This is a genomic window from Candidatus Cloacimonas sp. (assembly GCA_039680785.1).
Lineage (GTDB): Bacteria > Cloacimonadota > Cloacimonadia > Cloacimonadales > Cloacimonadaceae > Cloacimonas.
This window is the reverse complement of sequence record JBDKSF010000019.1, coordinates 1-18,496: the sequence shown is the minus strand read 5'-3', so window position 1 is coordinate 18,496 and position 18,496 is coordinate 1. Positions and strand designations below refer to the sequence as shown.

Here is an 18,496-nt window from a genome sequence, read left to right as displayed (position 1 = left end):
CTGCCATTGGAAAAGAAAAAACAGAAGCGCTGGCAAAATTATCTAACATTGACTTTAGAAAGAGAGGAGAAGAGCTTGACGAAAAGGATTATATTTTGCTTTCTGAGCTTATTTCTTCTTTATAGTCCTTATGTAACAGCTCAAAATAAAGGGTTGGATTGGAGTTTTTATTCCAGTAAGCAGGTGCTCATTATTGAGAACTTTTTACAATACGAGCTTTCTCCTTTGGCAAAAACAACTTTGCTTATCAATAGTAAAAGTAATGTAGAGAATCATTTGAATTTTAATCAGGAATTTAGCAATGCATATCTGAATATGGGCTTACAAATAGCGCACCAGAATTTTTTGCATACCATTAGCTCGGATTATCAAACAATTTATGATAACAGCGATCTGGAACCATCCGCATATCTAAATAAAACTGCCGTTTTGGGCTATCAAATTGACTATTCACCCATAGATAGTTTAGATTTTGGAATCTTCAGTAAAGGGATCATTCGTAATGAACAAGATCGCTATGCAAACGGATATTTGCTTTCCAGTGAAGGTTATTGGATTGGTTCCAGTGCACATTATTCCACTTTCTTACCCAAAGCTATGGCAGGCATAACAGCAAATGTGGAACGCAAAAAGATGGATTGGGAGTCATTTGAATATGCCAATGCAGATGCTAACTATAATTTCTCCAATAACTATTTGAATTTATCCTGTCTGGCAAATTACAATTATCGCACTGAAGATATTTATGTTCTAACTGCTTCTGAAAATAATGAAACTCGCAGTAGTTATTTGCTGTCGGATAATCAATTACGCAAGAATTACGCTTTTTCGGGCAATGTGGAATATTTTCCAACTGATGCTTTGTTGATGCAAATAAGGGATGATTATAGCAATAGACAAACAAGTTACAGTAAAAGTAATATTCGGGATAATACCGATAACTATAACCTTGCTCAAATTCAAATGGACTTGCAAATCACTCCCGAAGTTCAGTGGCAAAATGAATTGAGCCATAATTATGCCGTTAAGGAGTATTATTATGATCTCAATACAAGAAAGACGGAAAATAGGCACTTTGGCAGTAAAATAAATTGGGAATATGGAGAAGGCGATTCTCTCACTACGGCATATAACATTGATTTGCAGATTATCAAATTTCCCAATGATAATAATCAGTGGGATAATGACCTTCTTACGCATAACTTGCGTTTGGGCTGGAAACATTATTGGCACGAGAGAGTTATTTTGGGAAATTGGTTTGGATATAGCTTCAGTAAGGATATTTATGTGGATTCTTTGCTATCCGCAAACAATAAAAATATAAATGGCTGGACTTTAGCTCCGGAATGTAAAATCCTAATGGGTGATCGGCTGGCTTTTTTCCAGACCTATCAGCTCAGAGCCGATTATAGTGATTATATCTATAACACAGGAAAAAAAAATACTCTCTATCGACAATTGAGCTATAAATACGATTTAGTTTTTGATACCTTTCCTTTAATCGCTCGGACTTTGGATTCGCAATGGCTGAAACTGCCATTTAGAAACAGCCCTGATAATGCTTTTATGATAGATTTTGGTTTTGCGTATGAGGAAAATCAATATGCTCAAGAGCAACTATCCTATTATGAACTACAAACCAAAAACAAACGCTGGACTGCCAATATTGATTTCAGGCACGATATCAAGTCATTCTATTGGACTTTTTCTCCTCAATATTCATGGGGAACTTGGCAAGAATGTTCCCTATCGTTAAATTCCGCTTGGCTTTTTAACAACAATTCTTTGCTGGAATTTAAGCTTTCTCCCTATATTGAGGATTTTGACCACATTGATTCTTTAGACCTGCACAATATTAGTGGTCACAAATTCTGTAGGTTTATCAAACAATGCTCTGAAACAGCTGATTGGCGTTTATCAACCACGCTGAAATTATATTTTTAATTGACAGAAACGAAGCATTTAAAAGCTTGATTCGTTTATTGCCAATAGCCATATAGATAAGAATATTGGGGCAAAGAAAATATGTTCAGGATAGTAAGAACTTTCCAAAGCTTCGCTCTTCTATCTTAGGCGGAGATTTTTTTGAGCCCAACGGTTATAAAATTTGCCAGGCGCAAAGCAATAACTGCAAGTGAACTATGTCAGATCAGGAATGAAGCAGCATTAAACTTTAACAGTTATGTGACTTTGTTTGCCTGGCTTTTAGCATAAAAAAAGATGATGGTATAAAATATGCTTATTAAAATGCTATTATTCCGAATTAAAGGAAGTTACTGATGAAACGAGTAATTTTGACGATAGAGCTAAGTATTTTAGTAACTATTATATTTGCCTATCCATTACGCATTCAAAGCTGGAATTTGCAAAAAGACATAAAACTCCTAAATGAACTGAAAGTCAGCATCGATTATGTGAATGCTGAAACAGGCATTATCCATATTGAAGTGCGAAACGATGCAGAAAGAGATAAAATAACCGCTGCCGGTATTTTAACGGAACTTCTGCCCAACCCTGCAGAAGAATATTTTAAAGAATTGGCAAAAGGGACAAATGATGGCAGAGCTTATTATACTTTGTCTCAATATCAAAATTTTATGCAACAGCTTCCAATTCAATATCCAAATATCTGCCAATTGGTTCAATTCGGTTTTAGCGTGCAAAATCGCCCTTTATTGATGATGAAAATAAGTGACAATGTAAACATAGATGAAAATGAACCCGAACTGAAATATCTAAGTAGCATCCATGGAGATGAAGTTGTTGGTTTTGATATGCTAATCCGTTTAATTCAATTGCTTACTTCTCAATATGGGATTGACCCCAGGATAACCAATATCGTAAATAACACTGAAATATGGATAAACCCAATGCTCAATCCTGACGGTTATGCCAATGCAGTTCGCTATAATGCGGATGGAATTGATTTGAACAGAAATTTTCCGATGCCCTCAGGCGTTCAACATCCCGATGGAGAACCCTGGGCGGTAGAAACAGTGGCCGTAATGGATTTCAGCAATGCTCACGATTTTGATTCATCCATAAACTTTCACGGTGGTTCTTTGGTGATAAATTATCCCTGGGATTACACTTATACTTTAGCTCCCGATAATGATTTACTGATAGAGATGGCGTTAACTTATTCCCGACAGAATTCACCAATGTATAATAGTACCGATTTTGTTCATGGAATTACCAATGGAGCCGCCTGGTATGTTATTACGGGTAGTATGCAGGATTGGAATTATTACTTTACGGATTGCATAGAAATCACTGCTGAAATTGGAATGAACAAATGGCCTGCTGCTTCTACACTTGATTCTTTTTGGGCTGATAATGAAGAATCAATGCTTCAATATTTGGAATTTGTGCAAAATGGCGTATCAGGAATTGTAACTAATTCAACAGAAATCCCAATAGCAGCTACAATTACGGTTGCCGGAAATTCCAAACTGGAACACACAGACCTTCCCGTGGGTGATTATCATCGTTTATTACTACCTGGAACTTATCAAATAACTGCTTCCGCGGATGGCTATATCCCTCAAACCGTAAATGTCACTGTTCCCTTAAACGGCTCGGCCACCCAAAATTTTGCTTTGCAAAATGCGTTGTTAACTACCTATAACGGACAAATTCGTAATTCTACTGAAAATCCTGTAAGCAATGCAACGGTGATTCTAAATAGTGATCCTCAAATATCTGTCCAGACCGACGCGCAGGGTTATTTTTCCTTTTCGGTGTATGAAGGTGACTATCAACTGAGCATTTCAGCTCCTGGATATCTGAAAGATACTCGCTCAATTCAAATCAGGCGAGATGATTATCGTAACATCTTCATTATGCAAAACCCTATCTTTAGCGAAAATTTTGAAAGCGGAATCGGTAACTGGACTCATACAGGAAATTGGGGAATAGTAAATTATGGCGGTTCCAATGTATTAACAGATTCGCCTTCCGGCAATTATGGCAGTTCCCAAAATTATATAATCTCTTTGAATAATCCGATCTCGCTGACTGGAATAGTAAATCCTATGGTATCTTTTCGCTGTAAATATGCTCTGGAAAACAATTATGACTTTGTGTATTTGGAAGCATCGGAAAATGGATCAAATTGGACTGTCCTCGATAGTTTTACCGGTTCATTGGATATTTGGACAAATTATTATCATTCCCTTACTGCCTATAACTTCAATCAAATATATCTTAGATTCAGAATTCAAACTGATTGGAGCTCAAATATGGATGGTATCTATATTGATGATTTAGCCATAACAGGCATTAATAATAATGTAAGTATTTATGGAGATGTAACCTCCGATGGCATAATTAATTATCAGGATATAGATGCTATCAATAAATATGCCATAGGCCTGGATCCTATTCCTGAAATTGATCCAAGACCTTGGGACACTTTTCGAATCACTAATGCAGATGTAGATAATGACGGTAGTGTAAATTCCTTTGACAGTTACCTGCTCTGCAAATATATATCAGTGCTGGATTACATTTTACCTGTTCAATCGGGAGTTCCTGAAGAAGTAATAATGCCAGTTTTAACGGTTTGCTATAATGACCGACTTGTCTTTAATTTTGATGACATTGATCAGTTAAAATCCATAACCGTTTCCGTTGCCCCCAATTCTATCGCTAATGTTTTTCATAATGGACTTACTAATAACCATCCTTTTGTGCAGGCAGTAAATAATGCCAATGGCTCTTATGCTTTTGCTGGTTATGATGTTGATCAGGACTCACTGTATATTGTATTAGAGCCCAATCCTCAGAATTTTACTCTTTACTATACCATAAATGGGGTTTCCGGCTCTCAGTATGTTGATGTGGAAAATGCCATTGACGATCCTGATTTACCTAACTTAGTAACTTATCTTTTACCCAACAGTCCCAATCCTTTTAATCCAGAAACAACTATACAATTTGTTTTGGCAGATAATAGAACACCGGTTACGCTCAATATTTATAATCTTAGAGGACAGCTGATCCGCCATTTAGTGAGTGAAACATTACCTGCCGGAAAGCAAAGTTTTGTTTGGAACGGCTTAGATGAAACAGGCAAAGAAGTTAGCTCCGGAGTATATTTATACCGTCTATGCACTCCCAGCTATCAACAAACGCGAAAAATGCTGTTGTCCAAATAAATGAAACGCAAATGAAAAAATATATCTCTGTAGCTCTGTTAATGTGTATTTTGTGCCTACTTTTAGGTTGTAAGAAGACCGAGCCCAAAAATCCTGAGGATGTAACCACTCCTAATTTTCGTCCTGATGGAACTTTAAATATAACCAATTCCACTGGTTCTTGGAAAGCAACTTTCACTATTGAAATTGCCGAAACGGAAAATGAATTGATGCAGGGATTAAAGTATAGAGAATCTATGCAACAAGATCAAGGTATGTTATTTATCTTCGCAGTTCCCGATATCTATGATTTTTGGATGCAGGATACTTATCTGCCTTTGGATATGCTATTTATAGCTGCCGATGGAACCATCAATTTTATCTACGAAAATGCCAAACCCTTCAGTGAAGAAAGAATTACCCCTGCTAATTTGCATAAGTATGTTCTGGAAGTGAATGCCGGAATAGTAAAAAAATTTAATATTCAAACTGGAGATAAAGTAACTTGGAAAAAACAATCTTCCTAATTGCTCTGTTGTTTTGTTTAGTATTGTTCAGTTGTTCCGTAAAACAAAAAAATGAAGCGCTTGCCGAAGAGACCGTTCCAGAACAACCAGCCAAAGTTAAAGAAAATAACACCGAGCAAGAAAAGAAAACTACTAATCCTGAAATGGCCGATATCCAATCCTATCCATACACCTGGTCCAAAAACGATAAAATGCCCCCTATTGTTATTATTATTGATGACTTTGGTCAATATTCCGGAAAGCTACTGGATGATTTTGCTGCTTTACCCACAGAAATAGCATTTGCCATTCTGCCTGATTTACCTAATACACAATCAGTTGCACGCATTGCAGATAAAACCAATCACCAAGTTCTGATTCATATTCCGATGCAGGCAATTGACCATAAAGCTAATCCCGGAAAGAGATTTATTCGAGTTGGGATGGATAAATATGAAATTTCGGACTTATTGCAGGATTTTTATAATCAGGTTCCCAATGCCATTGCCGCCAATAATCATATGGGCAGTGAAGTTACTTCCAACTTGGAAACGATGAATACTATTCTGGATGAACTGAATAACTTGGGTTTGCATTTTTTAGATAGCGCCACTATCAATAAAAGCGCTGCTTTCACAGCTGCCCAAAATTTAGGCATCAAAATCGCCAAAAGAGATATATTTCTGGATGTCCCCGATAACAGCAATGCCACTATTATCAATAAAATAGATTCGCTGGCAAAATACAAAGGGAGAAACGAACCCATTGTCATTATCACTCATTGTCACAATCGTGACAAACTGGTCTCTTTGCAGAAATTTTTAGCTCAAATAGAGGATATGGGCATCCGGTTAATTAGTGTATCCCAGCTTTACAAAACACTTGGTGCACCTGCTTAAAGATTATTTTGCCACAGCATATTGATTCCGTGTCAATAAGATAGTGCCTTTTTGATAGCTGCTCCAATTAGTGCAGGTGTTATAGAATTCATACAGTTGAAATGTCCCTTAGGACATTTTTCTCTCCCATGCAGAGAACAGGGCTGGCAAGGTAAATCTGCACATAATATTAACGCCGCATTATTTAACGGTTTAAACCCTAAGCGAGGATGCGTTCCACCAAAAATTGCAATTTGAGGTTTATTTAAAGTAGCTGCCAAGTGCATAGGTCCTGTGTCGCCACTTATGATCAAATTATATCCTTCCAATTCTGCGTATAATTCCGGAAACGAAAACGATGAACAGAGATTGATACAATTTCCAGGACAGTGTTTATGGATGTTATCGCAAATTTCTTTATCCGTATTGGAGCCCAAAAGAGTGAAACAATATTGAGGATGAGTGTTTATCAGTTGAATCCAACAGGAGACGGGATATCTCTTGGTAAAATGATTGGCGCCCGGAAAAATGGCTATTTTAATTGGTTTTATATCCTGGCATTCTTGCCTAACGATTCGAGCAGAATTCGTGGACTTATTGTAAGTGTTAACATCTGCTTTGCCACTTGCCAAAGCGGAATTTGGCAACTCAGATTTATTTATCTGTAAACAGGGATTGTGCCACTGTTCATTGATACCCATTTTTTGGAGAGCGGAGGCATAGAGATCAACCGTACTAAATATTTTTGCCTTTTGATCACCTTTCACTATCCGCTTTCTATATCTTCGTTTTTTACAATATCTTACTTTTACAGGAGAGTTCATAAACAGCATTATGAGGTAAGTAGCAAATTTACTATGTAAATCAATAACAATATCGTATTTTTTCCGCCAAAACCGCAGATGGAATTTCAGCTTCTTTTGATAAATAATAGAATGAACAGGAGGTGAAAACATTTCGGGCAATTCTTTAAATTCTTCTTTACACAGGTAATCAATATTGCATCCAGGATAATGTTTTTGCAGAACGGCACAAATCGGTTGTGTAAGGATGATATCACCCATTGATGATAGACGCAGGATTAGAATATTCATTTATAGCGAATTAATAAGTTCTGGCACTTTTTCTATCACGGAACCCAGTTTGCTAATGTCTTTTCCGCCAGCCATAGCTAAATCTGGCCTCCCACCACCTTTACCATTTAATTCAGTTGCCAGTTTTGCTACAATTTTTCCAGCATTATATTTGGGTAAAAGATCCTTGCTTACCACACACAAAACATTTAGTTTATCATTATATAAATTGAAGAAAACAGCGATGGTTCCTTTCATTTCGTTTTTCAATCTTTCCGCCGTCGCTTTCAATTCATCCAGTTCGGCAAAGGAAGTTTGTTCGCAGATGAGCAGATAACTATCCTGTTTTATTGTTCTGGAGAGGTATTCTTTTACCAAATCATCTTGCCCTCTCGTCTTGATAGCTTTAATTTCCTTTTCCAGTGAGGCAAGTTCTTCTAAAGTTGTTTCCAGTTTTGTTTCCAATGTTTTGATGGGAGAATTTAGCAGAGAAGCAATTCGGGAAACTTTATCTTGCAAGTCCTGAATCCATTTATAGGCAGTTGTTCCAGTTATGGCTTCAATTCTTCTGATTCCTGCAGCGGAAGAACTTTCGGAGATGATTTTGAAGATGCCGATTTCGCCGGTGGCAGATATATGAGTTCCTCCGCAAAGTTCTTTGGAAAAATCTTCCACTCTCACCACTCTTACTTTTTGGCTGTATTTTTCACCAAAGAGAGCCATTGCACCTTCACTTTTGGCTTCCTCAATATCTTGGATTGTAGTAGTTACTTTTCTATTATCTAAAATTGCTTGATTCACAATGGATTCCACTTTTCGCATTTCTTCCAAAGTTAATGCTTTAATATACGCAAAATCAAAACGCAAATAGTCAGGATGGACTAAAGAACCTTTTTGAACTGTCTGTTCACCCAACACTTCTCTTAATGCCTTATGTAAAAGGTGGGTGGATGTATGATTACGAGCAATGCTTTTGCGTCTTTCCAACGCTATTTCCGCAATTACAGGTTTGGAATTAAGCGTTCCTTTTAGCAATTTTCCATAATGAATGACATTATCAGCTAATTTGCGAACTTCAGTAACTTCCACTTCAAAATCTTCATTATAAATCTTACCTGTATCTGAAACCTGCCCACCCGATTCTGCATAAAAAGGTGTTTGCGCAAGCTGAATTAAGATAATATCATCATCTTGAAAGGCATAGCGTTGGATAACCGTATTCAGAGAGACATTATCATACCCCATAAATTCGGTAGAAGTTATAGGGGCTAAATTTATCCAGTCCGCACAATTTTCTGGCAGGGTAAATTTACTTGCTTTGCGTGCACGCTCTTTTTGCTCCTGCATTTCTTTATCAAAACCATTATAATCAATTTCTAAGCCCTTTTCTTCAGCCAAAACGGCCGTTAAATCTGGCGGAAAACCATAAGTATCATATAAAGTAAACACATCATAACCAGATATAACCTTCCCGGTAATCTTTTGCGTTATTTCGTTGAACTTATCCAAGCCGGTATTCAGAGTTTTGTTAAAGCGTTCTTCTTCCGCTTTAATTACCATCTTAATATAGTCCTCTTTTCCGCGTAATTCCGTAAAGTGACCTGCCATTTGATCTATAACCACGGGCACCAGCAAATGTAAAAACGGTTCGGCAAAACCAAGCAAATTTCCATATCTGGCGGCTCTTCTTAAAATTCTTCTTAGAACATAACCCCTTCCTTCATTGGAAGGAAAACCACCATCACTCAAGGCAAAACATAGACAGCGAATATGATCTGCTATAACTCTATGAGGCATTCCCGTTTCAGTAGTGTATTTAACCCCGGAGAGCTCATCAATTTTATTGATTATAGGCATAAATAAGTCGGTTTCATAGTTACTGTTTTTATCTTGCAAGACCTGTGTAAGCCGTTCAAAACCAGCGCCTGTATCTACGAATTTATGCTTTAGCGGAGTTAATGTTTTATCTGTTTCCCGATTATATTGAATAAAAACCAAATTCCACAATTCTATGTAACGTGAGCAATTGCCATTTATTTGACAAATATGACCCGGCTCATTTTGCTTTGTGCAATGCTCGATGCCTCTATCAATATGAATTTCCGAGCAGGGACCACAGGGACCCGTTTCCCCCATTTCCCAAAAATTATCCTTATCGTCAAAATAGCTTATATGAGATGATTCTATGTCCGTTACCTGTTTCCAGAGTTCATAAGCTTCCGCGTCACTTTTATGAACGGTGGCATAAAGTTTGTCTTTGGGTATTTTCCACACTTCCGTCAATAATTCCCATGCCCAAGAAATGGCTTCTTTTTTATAGTAATCGCCAAAACTCCAATTTCCCAGCATTTCAAAAAAAGTATGATGATAACCGTCTTTGCCAACTTCTTCCAAGTCGTTATGTTTTCCGCCGGCACGAATACATTTTTGGCTATTTACAGCTCTTTTCACATCTATTTCTTTCTGCCCCAAAAAGATGTCTTTAAATTGATTCATTCCAGCATTGGCAAAAAGCAGGGTTGGATCATTTTCTGGAATAACAGATGAGGAGGGAATGAAAATATGTCCTTTTTGCAAGAAGAATTCTATGAATTGTTTACGAATATCGTTACTACTTAGCACTTTTTGTCCTTTATCACTTTTTCAGCGAATCGTAATTTTCGGTAATCCATTTTTCCGCACTCCAACCTGCGATAGCTCCATCATTTGTAGCAGTTACAACCTGGCGTAAAACTTTTTTTCTAATATCTCCCGCTGCATAGACACCCGGAACATTGGTCTGCATAAATTCATCGGTAATCGCAAAACCAGCGCCATCAAGTTCGACAAGAGATTCCAACAATCTATTGTTAGGCAAAAAACCAACATAGATAAAAACGCCATCCACGGGGATAATACTTTTGGAATTGGTTTTTTTGTTATAGACCTCCAGCGCCTCAACTTTGTTTTCTCCCTTAATTTCTTGCACCACACTGTCCCAAACAAATTCCATTTTAGGATTTTTAAACGCTCTGTCTTGAATGATTTTTTGAGCGCGAAGCTCATCTCTTCTGTGAATAACAATCACTTTTCGGGCAAAATGAGTAATAAACATTCCTTCTTCAATGGCAGAATCTCCCCCACCCACAACGGCGACAATTTTATCTCTATAGAGCGCACCATCGCAAGTAGCACAATAAGAAACACCATGCCCGGTAAATTTTTCTTCGCCGGGAACATTTAACCGCCTGGGATATGCTCCCGTGCATAATATAACCACTTTAGCGCTATATTTGTTTTGCTGTGTTTCTACAATTTTATAAAGACCTTCCATTCCGAGGGCAATAACTTCATCATCAATAAATTCCGTCCCAAAATGTTCCGCTTGATGGTGCATTTTTTCCGTAAGTTCATAACCGGTTAAGGGTTCTTCCAAGCCAGGATAATTCTCAATTTCTTCCGTAACTGTAATTTGACCCCCAATCAGTCCTTTTTCAAAAATAGCTGTTTTTAGTCCACTACGCGCACTGTATATGGCTGCACTTAAGCCGGCAGGACCGGCACCAATAATTATTACATCATATTGCATTTTATCTCTTTCACCTTCTTTGGATAATGATATCAAAGGCATTTAAGTTAGAGGTTTCGTCAAGAAAAATTGCTATCTTGGCTATTATTGCCTCGCTAAAAGTCCTTTTCAAGCACCTGAAAAATTGTGGGCAAAAACATTTTTTGGCCTTCAAGACCTTGTTCATAATTGCATTCTGCGTCTTTAGCAGTGTTATAGAGCAACTAACGATGTATATATATCCGATAATGGGTTCTGCCTCCTGACTCAAAACAAATATGATTGCTCTGCATTTCTCCCTTACTTGCTACTGAGAACAATCCGATGTTCAGCCCGAAACCATCCCGTATCGCGATATGGGATGGTTTCGGGTAGGTTATTGTTTACATAAGCGAAATGAGTAAGGAATCTTCCTATAATAGAACTATGTTCCGTAACCACTATGCTTCTTTTAATAAAAGAACGGAGCTTAACTTAAGCTCCGTTCACAGATTATTTTATTAGATGGATAATGACATCAACCTCTCAAGTTCAAATTAAGCTGTTTCTTGTCTGAGGTTTTTGTCTAATATTTCACTTATCCACTTATTTCAGAAGTAGCATTTTTTTCACACAGGAATAATTTCCGCTTTCCAGTCGGTAAAAATACATTCCGGAAGCAACATCCCGATTATTTGCATCTTTCCCGTTCCAGGATATTTGGTGTAATCCCGAAGCAAGCTTCTCATCTAAAAGTTCTTTAACTACTTGGCCTTTGATGTTATAGATACATATTTTTGCCAGCGCTGATTCCTTTAAAGTAAACCTGATGACTGTTTCTGGATTGAAAGGATTGGGATAATTATTCAGTAGTTTTGTTACCAATACTGGATTAACCGATTCATTTGTTTCCACAATATAATGATAATGCAAAATATCGGACGGGACACTATTGCCGTCGGCATACAGACAAACAACATAATAGTAATATTCCGAGCCCAAATTTTTAAGCGTTTCAGTATATTCAGATTCTGTTGTGGAAGCAATCGCTTCAAAATTACCCGCATCTATTTTACGGTAAATTTGATAATTCAGCACAGGAAATTCTGGCTCCGTGGGTGGATTCCAAATAAGAGTAAAGATGCTATCAACTACGCTGTAAGATAAGCCAATCACAGGAGAAAAATATCCCAAATAGAAATTCTGCTGCAAGATAGGCGAATTAGCGGTTAAAACGAATTCGGCAACATCAGAATTTTTATATCCATCTGCTTCTGCCCATAATGTTTGTGAACCGACAGGAAGATAAATGGCATAATAACCATCTGCATCTGGATGGGTTGTCCATAATGAAGAATTTTTCACTCTCACACCATCATAATTTATGTTTGCATTACTGCTGGTTATGGTTCCCGATATTTTACCGACAAATTCTACATAACCAGTAGTGCGAACATCATCAATAAACCAACCGGGTCCAGTTAAAGAACTATCACTGTTAAAAGTGAAACGGAATTGGACTGTCTGATTGGAATAGTTTGCTAAACTGAATCTGGCTAAAACCCATCCCCCGCTATTTCCAGCATAACCTGCTGTTCCTAAAGATGATACATTGCTGGTTGGATAATTTCCTTCCGGAGTTATAAGCGTCCAGGATGATCCGTTGTTGGTTGAAATTTTCACATTCCCACCATCATAACCTGCTTCTGTACTATAAAAATGCCAAAATTCAAGCATAAAATCGGTACCAATATAAACTGAAGGAGTGGTTAAAGTATAGTTAGCATTTGCAGGATAATCACTCTCTAAACGAGTTCCCCATACTTTGGTCCCGGAATGAGCTCCGACAACTGTGGAGATCCCCCATTCCCATCCATTGGTTGAAGGATTGGGAACAAAATTTCCGTTGTTGTTTTCAAAATTGGCATTCATTCCGGTAGTCCCCACACTCAAAATAATTGGTTCGGTCTGAATAGGAATCTGGTCTCCCATAAAATTTAAGTAAAGAGTGAGGTTATTGCCAACCATAACATCAGGTGATATAACTAATCGATATATTGCCTGATTTATCTCATCTGGAGCTATGGAAGGCAATATGCAAGTACTGTTTTGAATGTTTACATAACCTGAAATAGAGGTTAAAGTGCAGGTAATATTATGTGCGGCTACGGTAGAATTATTTTCCATATTTACAACCAAATCTATGGTCTCGCCCGGTTCTACTAAACCGTTATTATTACCATACATACTATCATTCATATAAATTTTACAAAACTGGACTGCAGGTCTATGCACAATTATATCTACAGAATAATCCCAATAGTAACCGACAACGCTGATATGAATATTCATAGTAATTACAGCTCCATCGGGACAATCCTGATTGATAATAAGTGAAAGTGGCGTCCGATTTACAGCGATGGAATCACCCGGAATATTATTATAGGCACTGGAATTAACTAAAAGCGATCCATAAGAACTTACGCAAGATGCAGTTAGCTGAACCTGACAAGCAGTTTGCAAACCAATATTCATTAGTTTTATTCCTAATCCTAAGGTCTCTCCCGGTTCAGCAATCTGATTGGAATTGGGATCATCAATTATGAGATTATTAAAAACAATGAAAGGATTGCTATGCAAAACAGGAGCCGTTGTAATGAGAAGAGCAAATTGATCAGTAATGGGAGCTGAGGCATTGGGATATTGATTATTATAAGAATATTCCAATCCTACCGCGTTAGTATGATCTTTTATGCCTATGGAACAATAATTACCATGCGCGGGAGAATATCCTGCCTGCCCTACATCAACATTGTTAAAATCCTGATATTGAAATTTTACCATTCCGTCACCTAAAGAAGTAGGATAGAAAACAGGATCATAGAATATAACTTGGAAAGTTTCCAGGGTATTGCGATCATAACCATTACGCATTTTGTAATACTCTATAATAAATAGGTGAGAGTTCGAATCGTAATATTTATAGATACCGGCATCACTAATTAAACATAAATCATCCCAAAAAGGTGCAAGCATTGGAGCCGGACCATATCCTCCCGGAAGATGACTATTACGAAATTCTGCATTTTCGGTTATTCCAAAAGTGATAAAACCGTTTACACAAACAGTTATTTGATTGTAGTCAATTCCATAGAAAGGAAAAGTGAAAGGCAAACTGATAGTTTCTAAAGCATCGGCTCCAACTTGATCTCCTTCATCACCTGAAACACCTGGATCAGATAAACCAGTTATCAAAGTTCCCGATCCTCCCATAGACGGATTTATCTCTGTCCAATCATAACTCGGACAATCTGTAAACGCTATGTCCGTAGGATCATAAATAAAATAGCCATAAGCGTCTGGGCCTAAAGGAGTATGCATATTAACCTGACCAATTTCAATGTTGAATTCAGTAAACTGATCAAAACCTAAATCATTATACAGATGCAAACGCATAGGAATCTGCATTCCTGGTATCAATATTGGTCGAGCATAAATTTGGAAACCTTCTATAGTGCTGCCAATGCTGTTTCCTGCAATGGAACCCACATAAGAATTGCCATCTGTTATTGAAACCAAATCGTTTAAAGAGATTAACTCTGCAGATACATCAGTAACGGGAGAAACGGAATTATTCTTTATTATTACATCCAATAGACCGTTTTCCCCCGGATCAAGAATATTATTGCCACCTGCGGATATAGTATAACTTTGCGCCACCAAAGAAGCATTATATGCACTTAAATGAAAATCAAAATTATAGGAAGAACTATCGGCGGTGGACAATTCTATGGAAAAGCGAATATTTTGCTGCGAAGGTAAATTGGGGAGTATGCTGAAAGTAAAGAGAGAATTTGACCAAACTGAAGCATTGGCGTCCACTTGATTAAAACTCGTCTGCCCGTTCAAAATAGTAATATATGGATCAGTTGAAGTAATTGTAGCAGTCGTGGCAGCTATGGTTGCAGCGGTAGTATTTTTTATCTCCAAATTAACAGCTATGGTTTCTCCCGCTTCGGCAAAACTATCTCCATTTCCACTACTTCCTGAAGATCCATCGTCAACGATTAGCTTATTTAAATAAACCAGAGAACCGCCTCCATCTACAGCCACAATCTTTTGCTGGGGCTTGAAATTATGCTTGGAAACGGTTAAAATAAGCTCATTCAATATCCCGCCCGAAATATTAATAGTTACATTACCCTCTGCGTCCGTATAGCCCATACCGACAATTGAATTTTGTGCTGCACTATACAGAGTTACGGTTGCTCCTTCCACAGCCGTTCCGGATACATTATTTATTGCCACATCCAATAAATTGCTTCCACAGGGAAGAACATCTTCACAATTTATACTAAACTGGTCTGGAATTTTAGTGAAGACCTCCACTGTAGGATCACCCATCAAATTACACCAATGAGAGAAATAATTGGCTTCATTATCATGGACTGAACCATATATCTGTTTTAGATAAAGCTTGGCATTTAGCAATGCTTCTCCCATGCTATGCATACCATAAGTGAAAATTCCATCATAAACTCCGGCATTCAAGCAATTGTTAAAGGTTGTATGAGTTCCACTTGTGGACATCCCAATCGCAGTAATTGCACCTGCAGGTGCAGCAGAAGTTCCTAAACGGATAAATTCTTCAGTAGTTGCAGTGCTTTCAAAATTTCCAGTGCCGCAGGTTAATATAGTAGCATGAGGTAGTTTGTTTCCATTTATCAAACTACTGGAAGGATTCCATCCGCTCATACTAATATAACCACGATAATTGAAAAAGGATACACCTTGGTTAATGCCGCTATTAATATAAGAAGGAAAACCACCGGTATAATCTTCCAGGAAAGTATAATCTGAATTAGTTCTTTTTGCCATTTCTTTAATAGCTTTGTTCACATAAATCGTAGAAATCCCACTGGAAGTGGTATCTCCAACTAATAACATTCTGTTTAGCCAGGATGCAGCGGTGCCCGTAACATTGATATTCTTTTCCACGGCATAAATCTTGGCTAAAAGCACATCCAATTGGCTGACATTTTCTGCCGAAATTCTACCGATGAAAGCATCTCCCAGATAGTCATTGCCAGCTAAAAAAGTATATGGATAATCACCTTTACCAGAGTAGGAAGACCATTGTTCTGTATATGTAGGAATAGAATAACTGCCTGAAGTATCACCTAACAAAATTATATAATCTGGACGCAAGGCAGGATTATCATATTGGGTTTGAATATAATTATGAATTGCTTGATTGGATGTTCCACCCGTTTGAGATGTATTTACAACATTAACTTCATATCCCTTTTCTTTTTTCCAGGTAACATACTCGTTTAGCTTTGCCAAAAATATTGAATCCGTATTGTTGCCGTAAATCAATAATATTCTGGCTGGTTGAGGTGCCATCACGGCATTGCGATAATAGGCAAAATTACTGATCATTGATTCATAAATATTGGTAAACGCATAAGAATATCCGTTATATGCTGGTATTTCGTTGATTCCAGGCCTATCTTTGATAGAAATTTCCACTTCCATATTTTTACATATCTTGATCTCTTCGTTAGCTGCAATATATTGAATCGGATTTAGGGATATTTGCACAACTCTAAAATCACGCAAAATTTGAGGTTGACTGTAGCTATAATTGCTTTGAGGATATAATGAAGAACTTTTGTATGCAGTCCGATTATGTTCCAAAGCTGTTTCCTGTTCTTTATCAGCAAAAACAGGTTTTGGTTTTATCCCTTTTCGAGATATCATTTCTCCAGCAGTTACTTTAACTTCAATATCGCCCTTGGGCGGAATAGCAACCCAAGCCGAAAACATAGGCAATTCAGGATAACCTGTTTCCGCAGTAGATGATGCACCTTGCATACTTAAAATTTTATAACCGCTGTTTCCCAAATTGTCAATCTGCAATTCAGGAACCTGAAGTTGAAGTTTAATCTGGGTTGAATTTTGAGCTACTACTTTTAGCGGATTAACATCCGTAGCTACTGATTCTGCAAATAGGATACCAACCATACAGGTGAGTATCAGCATAACTAATTTGGTTGCTTTCATTCTTGTAATTCCTTTATTTATTCAAAATAAAAGAACCTGAAGTTAGCTTTCGATAACTTCAGGTTCTTTTGATACATCTATGTTTTGCCTTTATTACTATTGCATTTTGTAAATTAAAATACCTTGGTCACGAGCTCCCACTAACAATTTACCATCCATAAACTGAACGGTATTAGTATATCCGCAGGATGTTAAATGTTCAATCAAGCGTGGTTGATCAGGAACACTAAGATCAAATAAATATATTCCTCCACTTCCTGACGAAACGGCAAGTTTATTTCCTGAAACAGCTAAAGTAGTGGCATAACCAGTTGTGTCAAAAGTGGAACACAATACAGGAGCTGCAGGATTACTGATATCAATTGTATGCAAACCACCTTGACGGCTTGCTACATAAGCGTAATTTCCTTTTATTTCAACCTTTTGGGCTTCTCCGCTTAAATGAATGTTTCCTACCAGATGATGGTCATTTCGATCATAAATGTATAAACCAAGCTGTTCTGCAGCAAGATATATATAATCAGCTGTTATGGAAAATCCTGCCGCAGCACCCGGAGATAACGAAAAAACATTGCTGTTAAACAAAGTTCCATCGTAATAATCATATTTGAAACTACCGGCTGCACAATAAGCACATACCATTTTGTATGTTCCCTGCGCAAAAGGTATCGGAGGATCAATGGTAAAACCACTTAAGTCCTTGATATTATTGGTTCCGCCGATGAAATCAAGAACATAAATAAGTGAATCAGGATTACTTGTATCAATTGCCCTAATGGCATCCGTTGCTGCAGTATCCACCAAAAAAAGGAAATTATGTTCCGGGACCACGGCAATCTTTTTAATTCTGCCTAAAATTTTTTGGCTTCCATCATTCGCCCAGAATTCCGTAATCCATTTTAAATGATAATCAGAACGGTCAATCATAGAAATGCCACCTTGATCCTGAGCCACATATATATAATTATCGTCTAACACTATATCTAAAGGATTGCCAACGATCGGAATTGAACTTTCCAATGATAGCAACTGATCTTCCTGATATTCAGTATTCCTTTTGGCACATGATCCAACCATTATCAAAGCGATAATTATTAATATCATTACATAACTTTTAGGCATTAATTTCCTCCCTTGCCCGTTAGTTTATAGTTATACAATAAAGCAAGAAGCATTCCGAAATAGTAGTTTTACATTCATTTTATGCTTATCTCTCTATAAAAAATAAGGAGATGCCAGATTTAATGGTTTCTTCATATTTATCACTGTGTGATTGTATCTTTCTATTGTCCATAAAGTTATCCTTCCA

The 18,496-nt window shown here is 37.3% G+C and carries 9 protein-coding genes and 1 other RNA gene; 5 read left to right on the top strand and 5 right to left on the bottom strand.

Translation table 11 applies throughout. From position 1 onward, the window contains the following. Window positions 1–183: 183 nt before the first annotated feature. The 5 genes from ABFC98_00860 (at window position 184) to ABFC98_00840 (ending at window position 6,543) form a co-directional block, all read left to right on the top strand. On the top strand, window positions 184–1,944 hold the full coding sequence (locus tag ABFC98_00860; protein MEN6444576.1) for a hypothetical protein: 1,761 nt from the start codon (window positions 184–186) through the stop codon (window positions 1,942–1,944). A gap of 164 nt (window positions 1,945–2,108) precedes the next feature. After that, window positions 2,109–2,207: signal recognition particle sRNA small type (gene ffs, locus ABFC98_00855), an RNA gene on the top strand. A gap of 72 nt (window positions 2,208–2,279) precedes the next feature. Then, window positions 2,280–5,159, top strand: coding sequence for a M14 family zinc carboxypeptidase (locus ABFC98_00850; GenBank protein ID MEN6444575.1), 2,880 nt, complete (start codon window positions 2,280–2,282; stop codon window positions 5,157–5,159). 11 nt (window positions 5,160–5,170) lie between these two features. Next, window positions 5,171–5,665, top strand: coding sequence for a DUF192 domain-containing protein (locus tag ABFC98_00845; GenBank protein ID MEN6444574.1), 495 nt, complete (start codon window positions 5,171–5,173; stop codon window positions 5,663–5,665). An 8-nt stretch (window positions 5,666–5,673) separates the two neighbouring features. Beyond that, complete coding sequence (locus ABFC98_00840) at window positions 5,674–6,543, top strand: divergent polysaccharide deacetylase family protein (protein MEN6444573.1); 870 nt, start codon at window positions 5,674–5,676, stop codon at window positions 6,541–6,543. Between the two features lie 32 nt (window positions 6,544–6,575). On the opposite strand, the gene ABFC98_00835 is transcribed toward ABFC98_00840, so the two are convergent. The 5 genes from ABFC98_00835 to ABFC98_00815 form a co-directional block, all read right to left on the bottom strand. After that, window positions 6,576–7,616, bottom strand: coding sequence for a glycosyltransferase family 9 protein (locus ABFC98_00835; GenBank protein ID MEN6444572.1), 1,041 nt, complete (start codon window positions 7,614–7,616; stop codon window positions 6,576–6,578). Next, on the bottom strand, window positions 7,617–10,217 hold the full coding sequence (gene alaS / locus ABFC98_00830; GenBank protein MEN6444571.1) for an alanine--tRNA ligase: 2,601 nt from the start codon (window positions 10,215–10,217) through the stop codon (window positions 7,617–7,619). A 13-nt stretch (window positions 10,218–10,230) separates the two neighbouring features. Then, on the bottom strand, window positions 10,231–11,205 hold the full coding sequence (gene trxB, locus ABFC98_00825) for a thioredoxin-disulfide reductase (protein MEN6444570.1): 975 nt from the start codon (window positions 11,203–11,205) through the stop codon (window positions 10,231–10,233). A 522-nt stretch (window positions 11,206–11,727) separates the two neighbouring features. Then, window positions 11,728–17,187 carry a C25 family cysteine peptidase gene (locus ABFC98_00820; GenBank protein ID MEN6444569.1) on the bottom strand — a complete coding sequence of 1,820 codons (5,460 nt, stop codon included), beginning with the start codon at window positions 17,185–17,187 and terminating at the stop codon, window positions 11,728–11,730. Window positions 17,188–17,283: 96 nt separating this feature from the next. Further along, window positions 17,284–18,309, bottom strand: a complete 1,026-nt coding sequence (locus tag ABFC98_00815) for a hypothetical protein (GenBank protein MEN6444568.1) — start codon at window positions 18,307–18,309, stop codon at window positions 17,284–17,286. Window positions 18,310–18,496 lie beyond the last annotated feature (187 nt).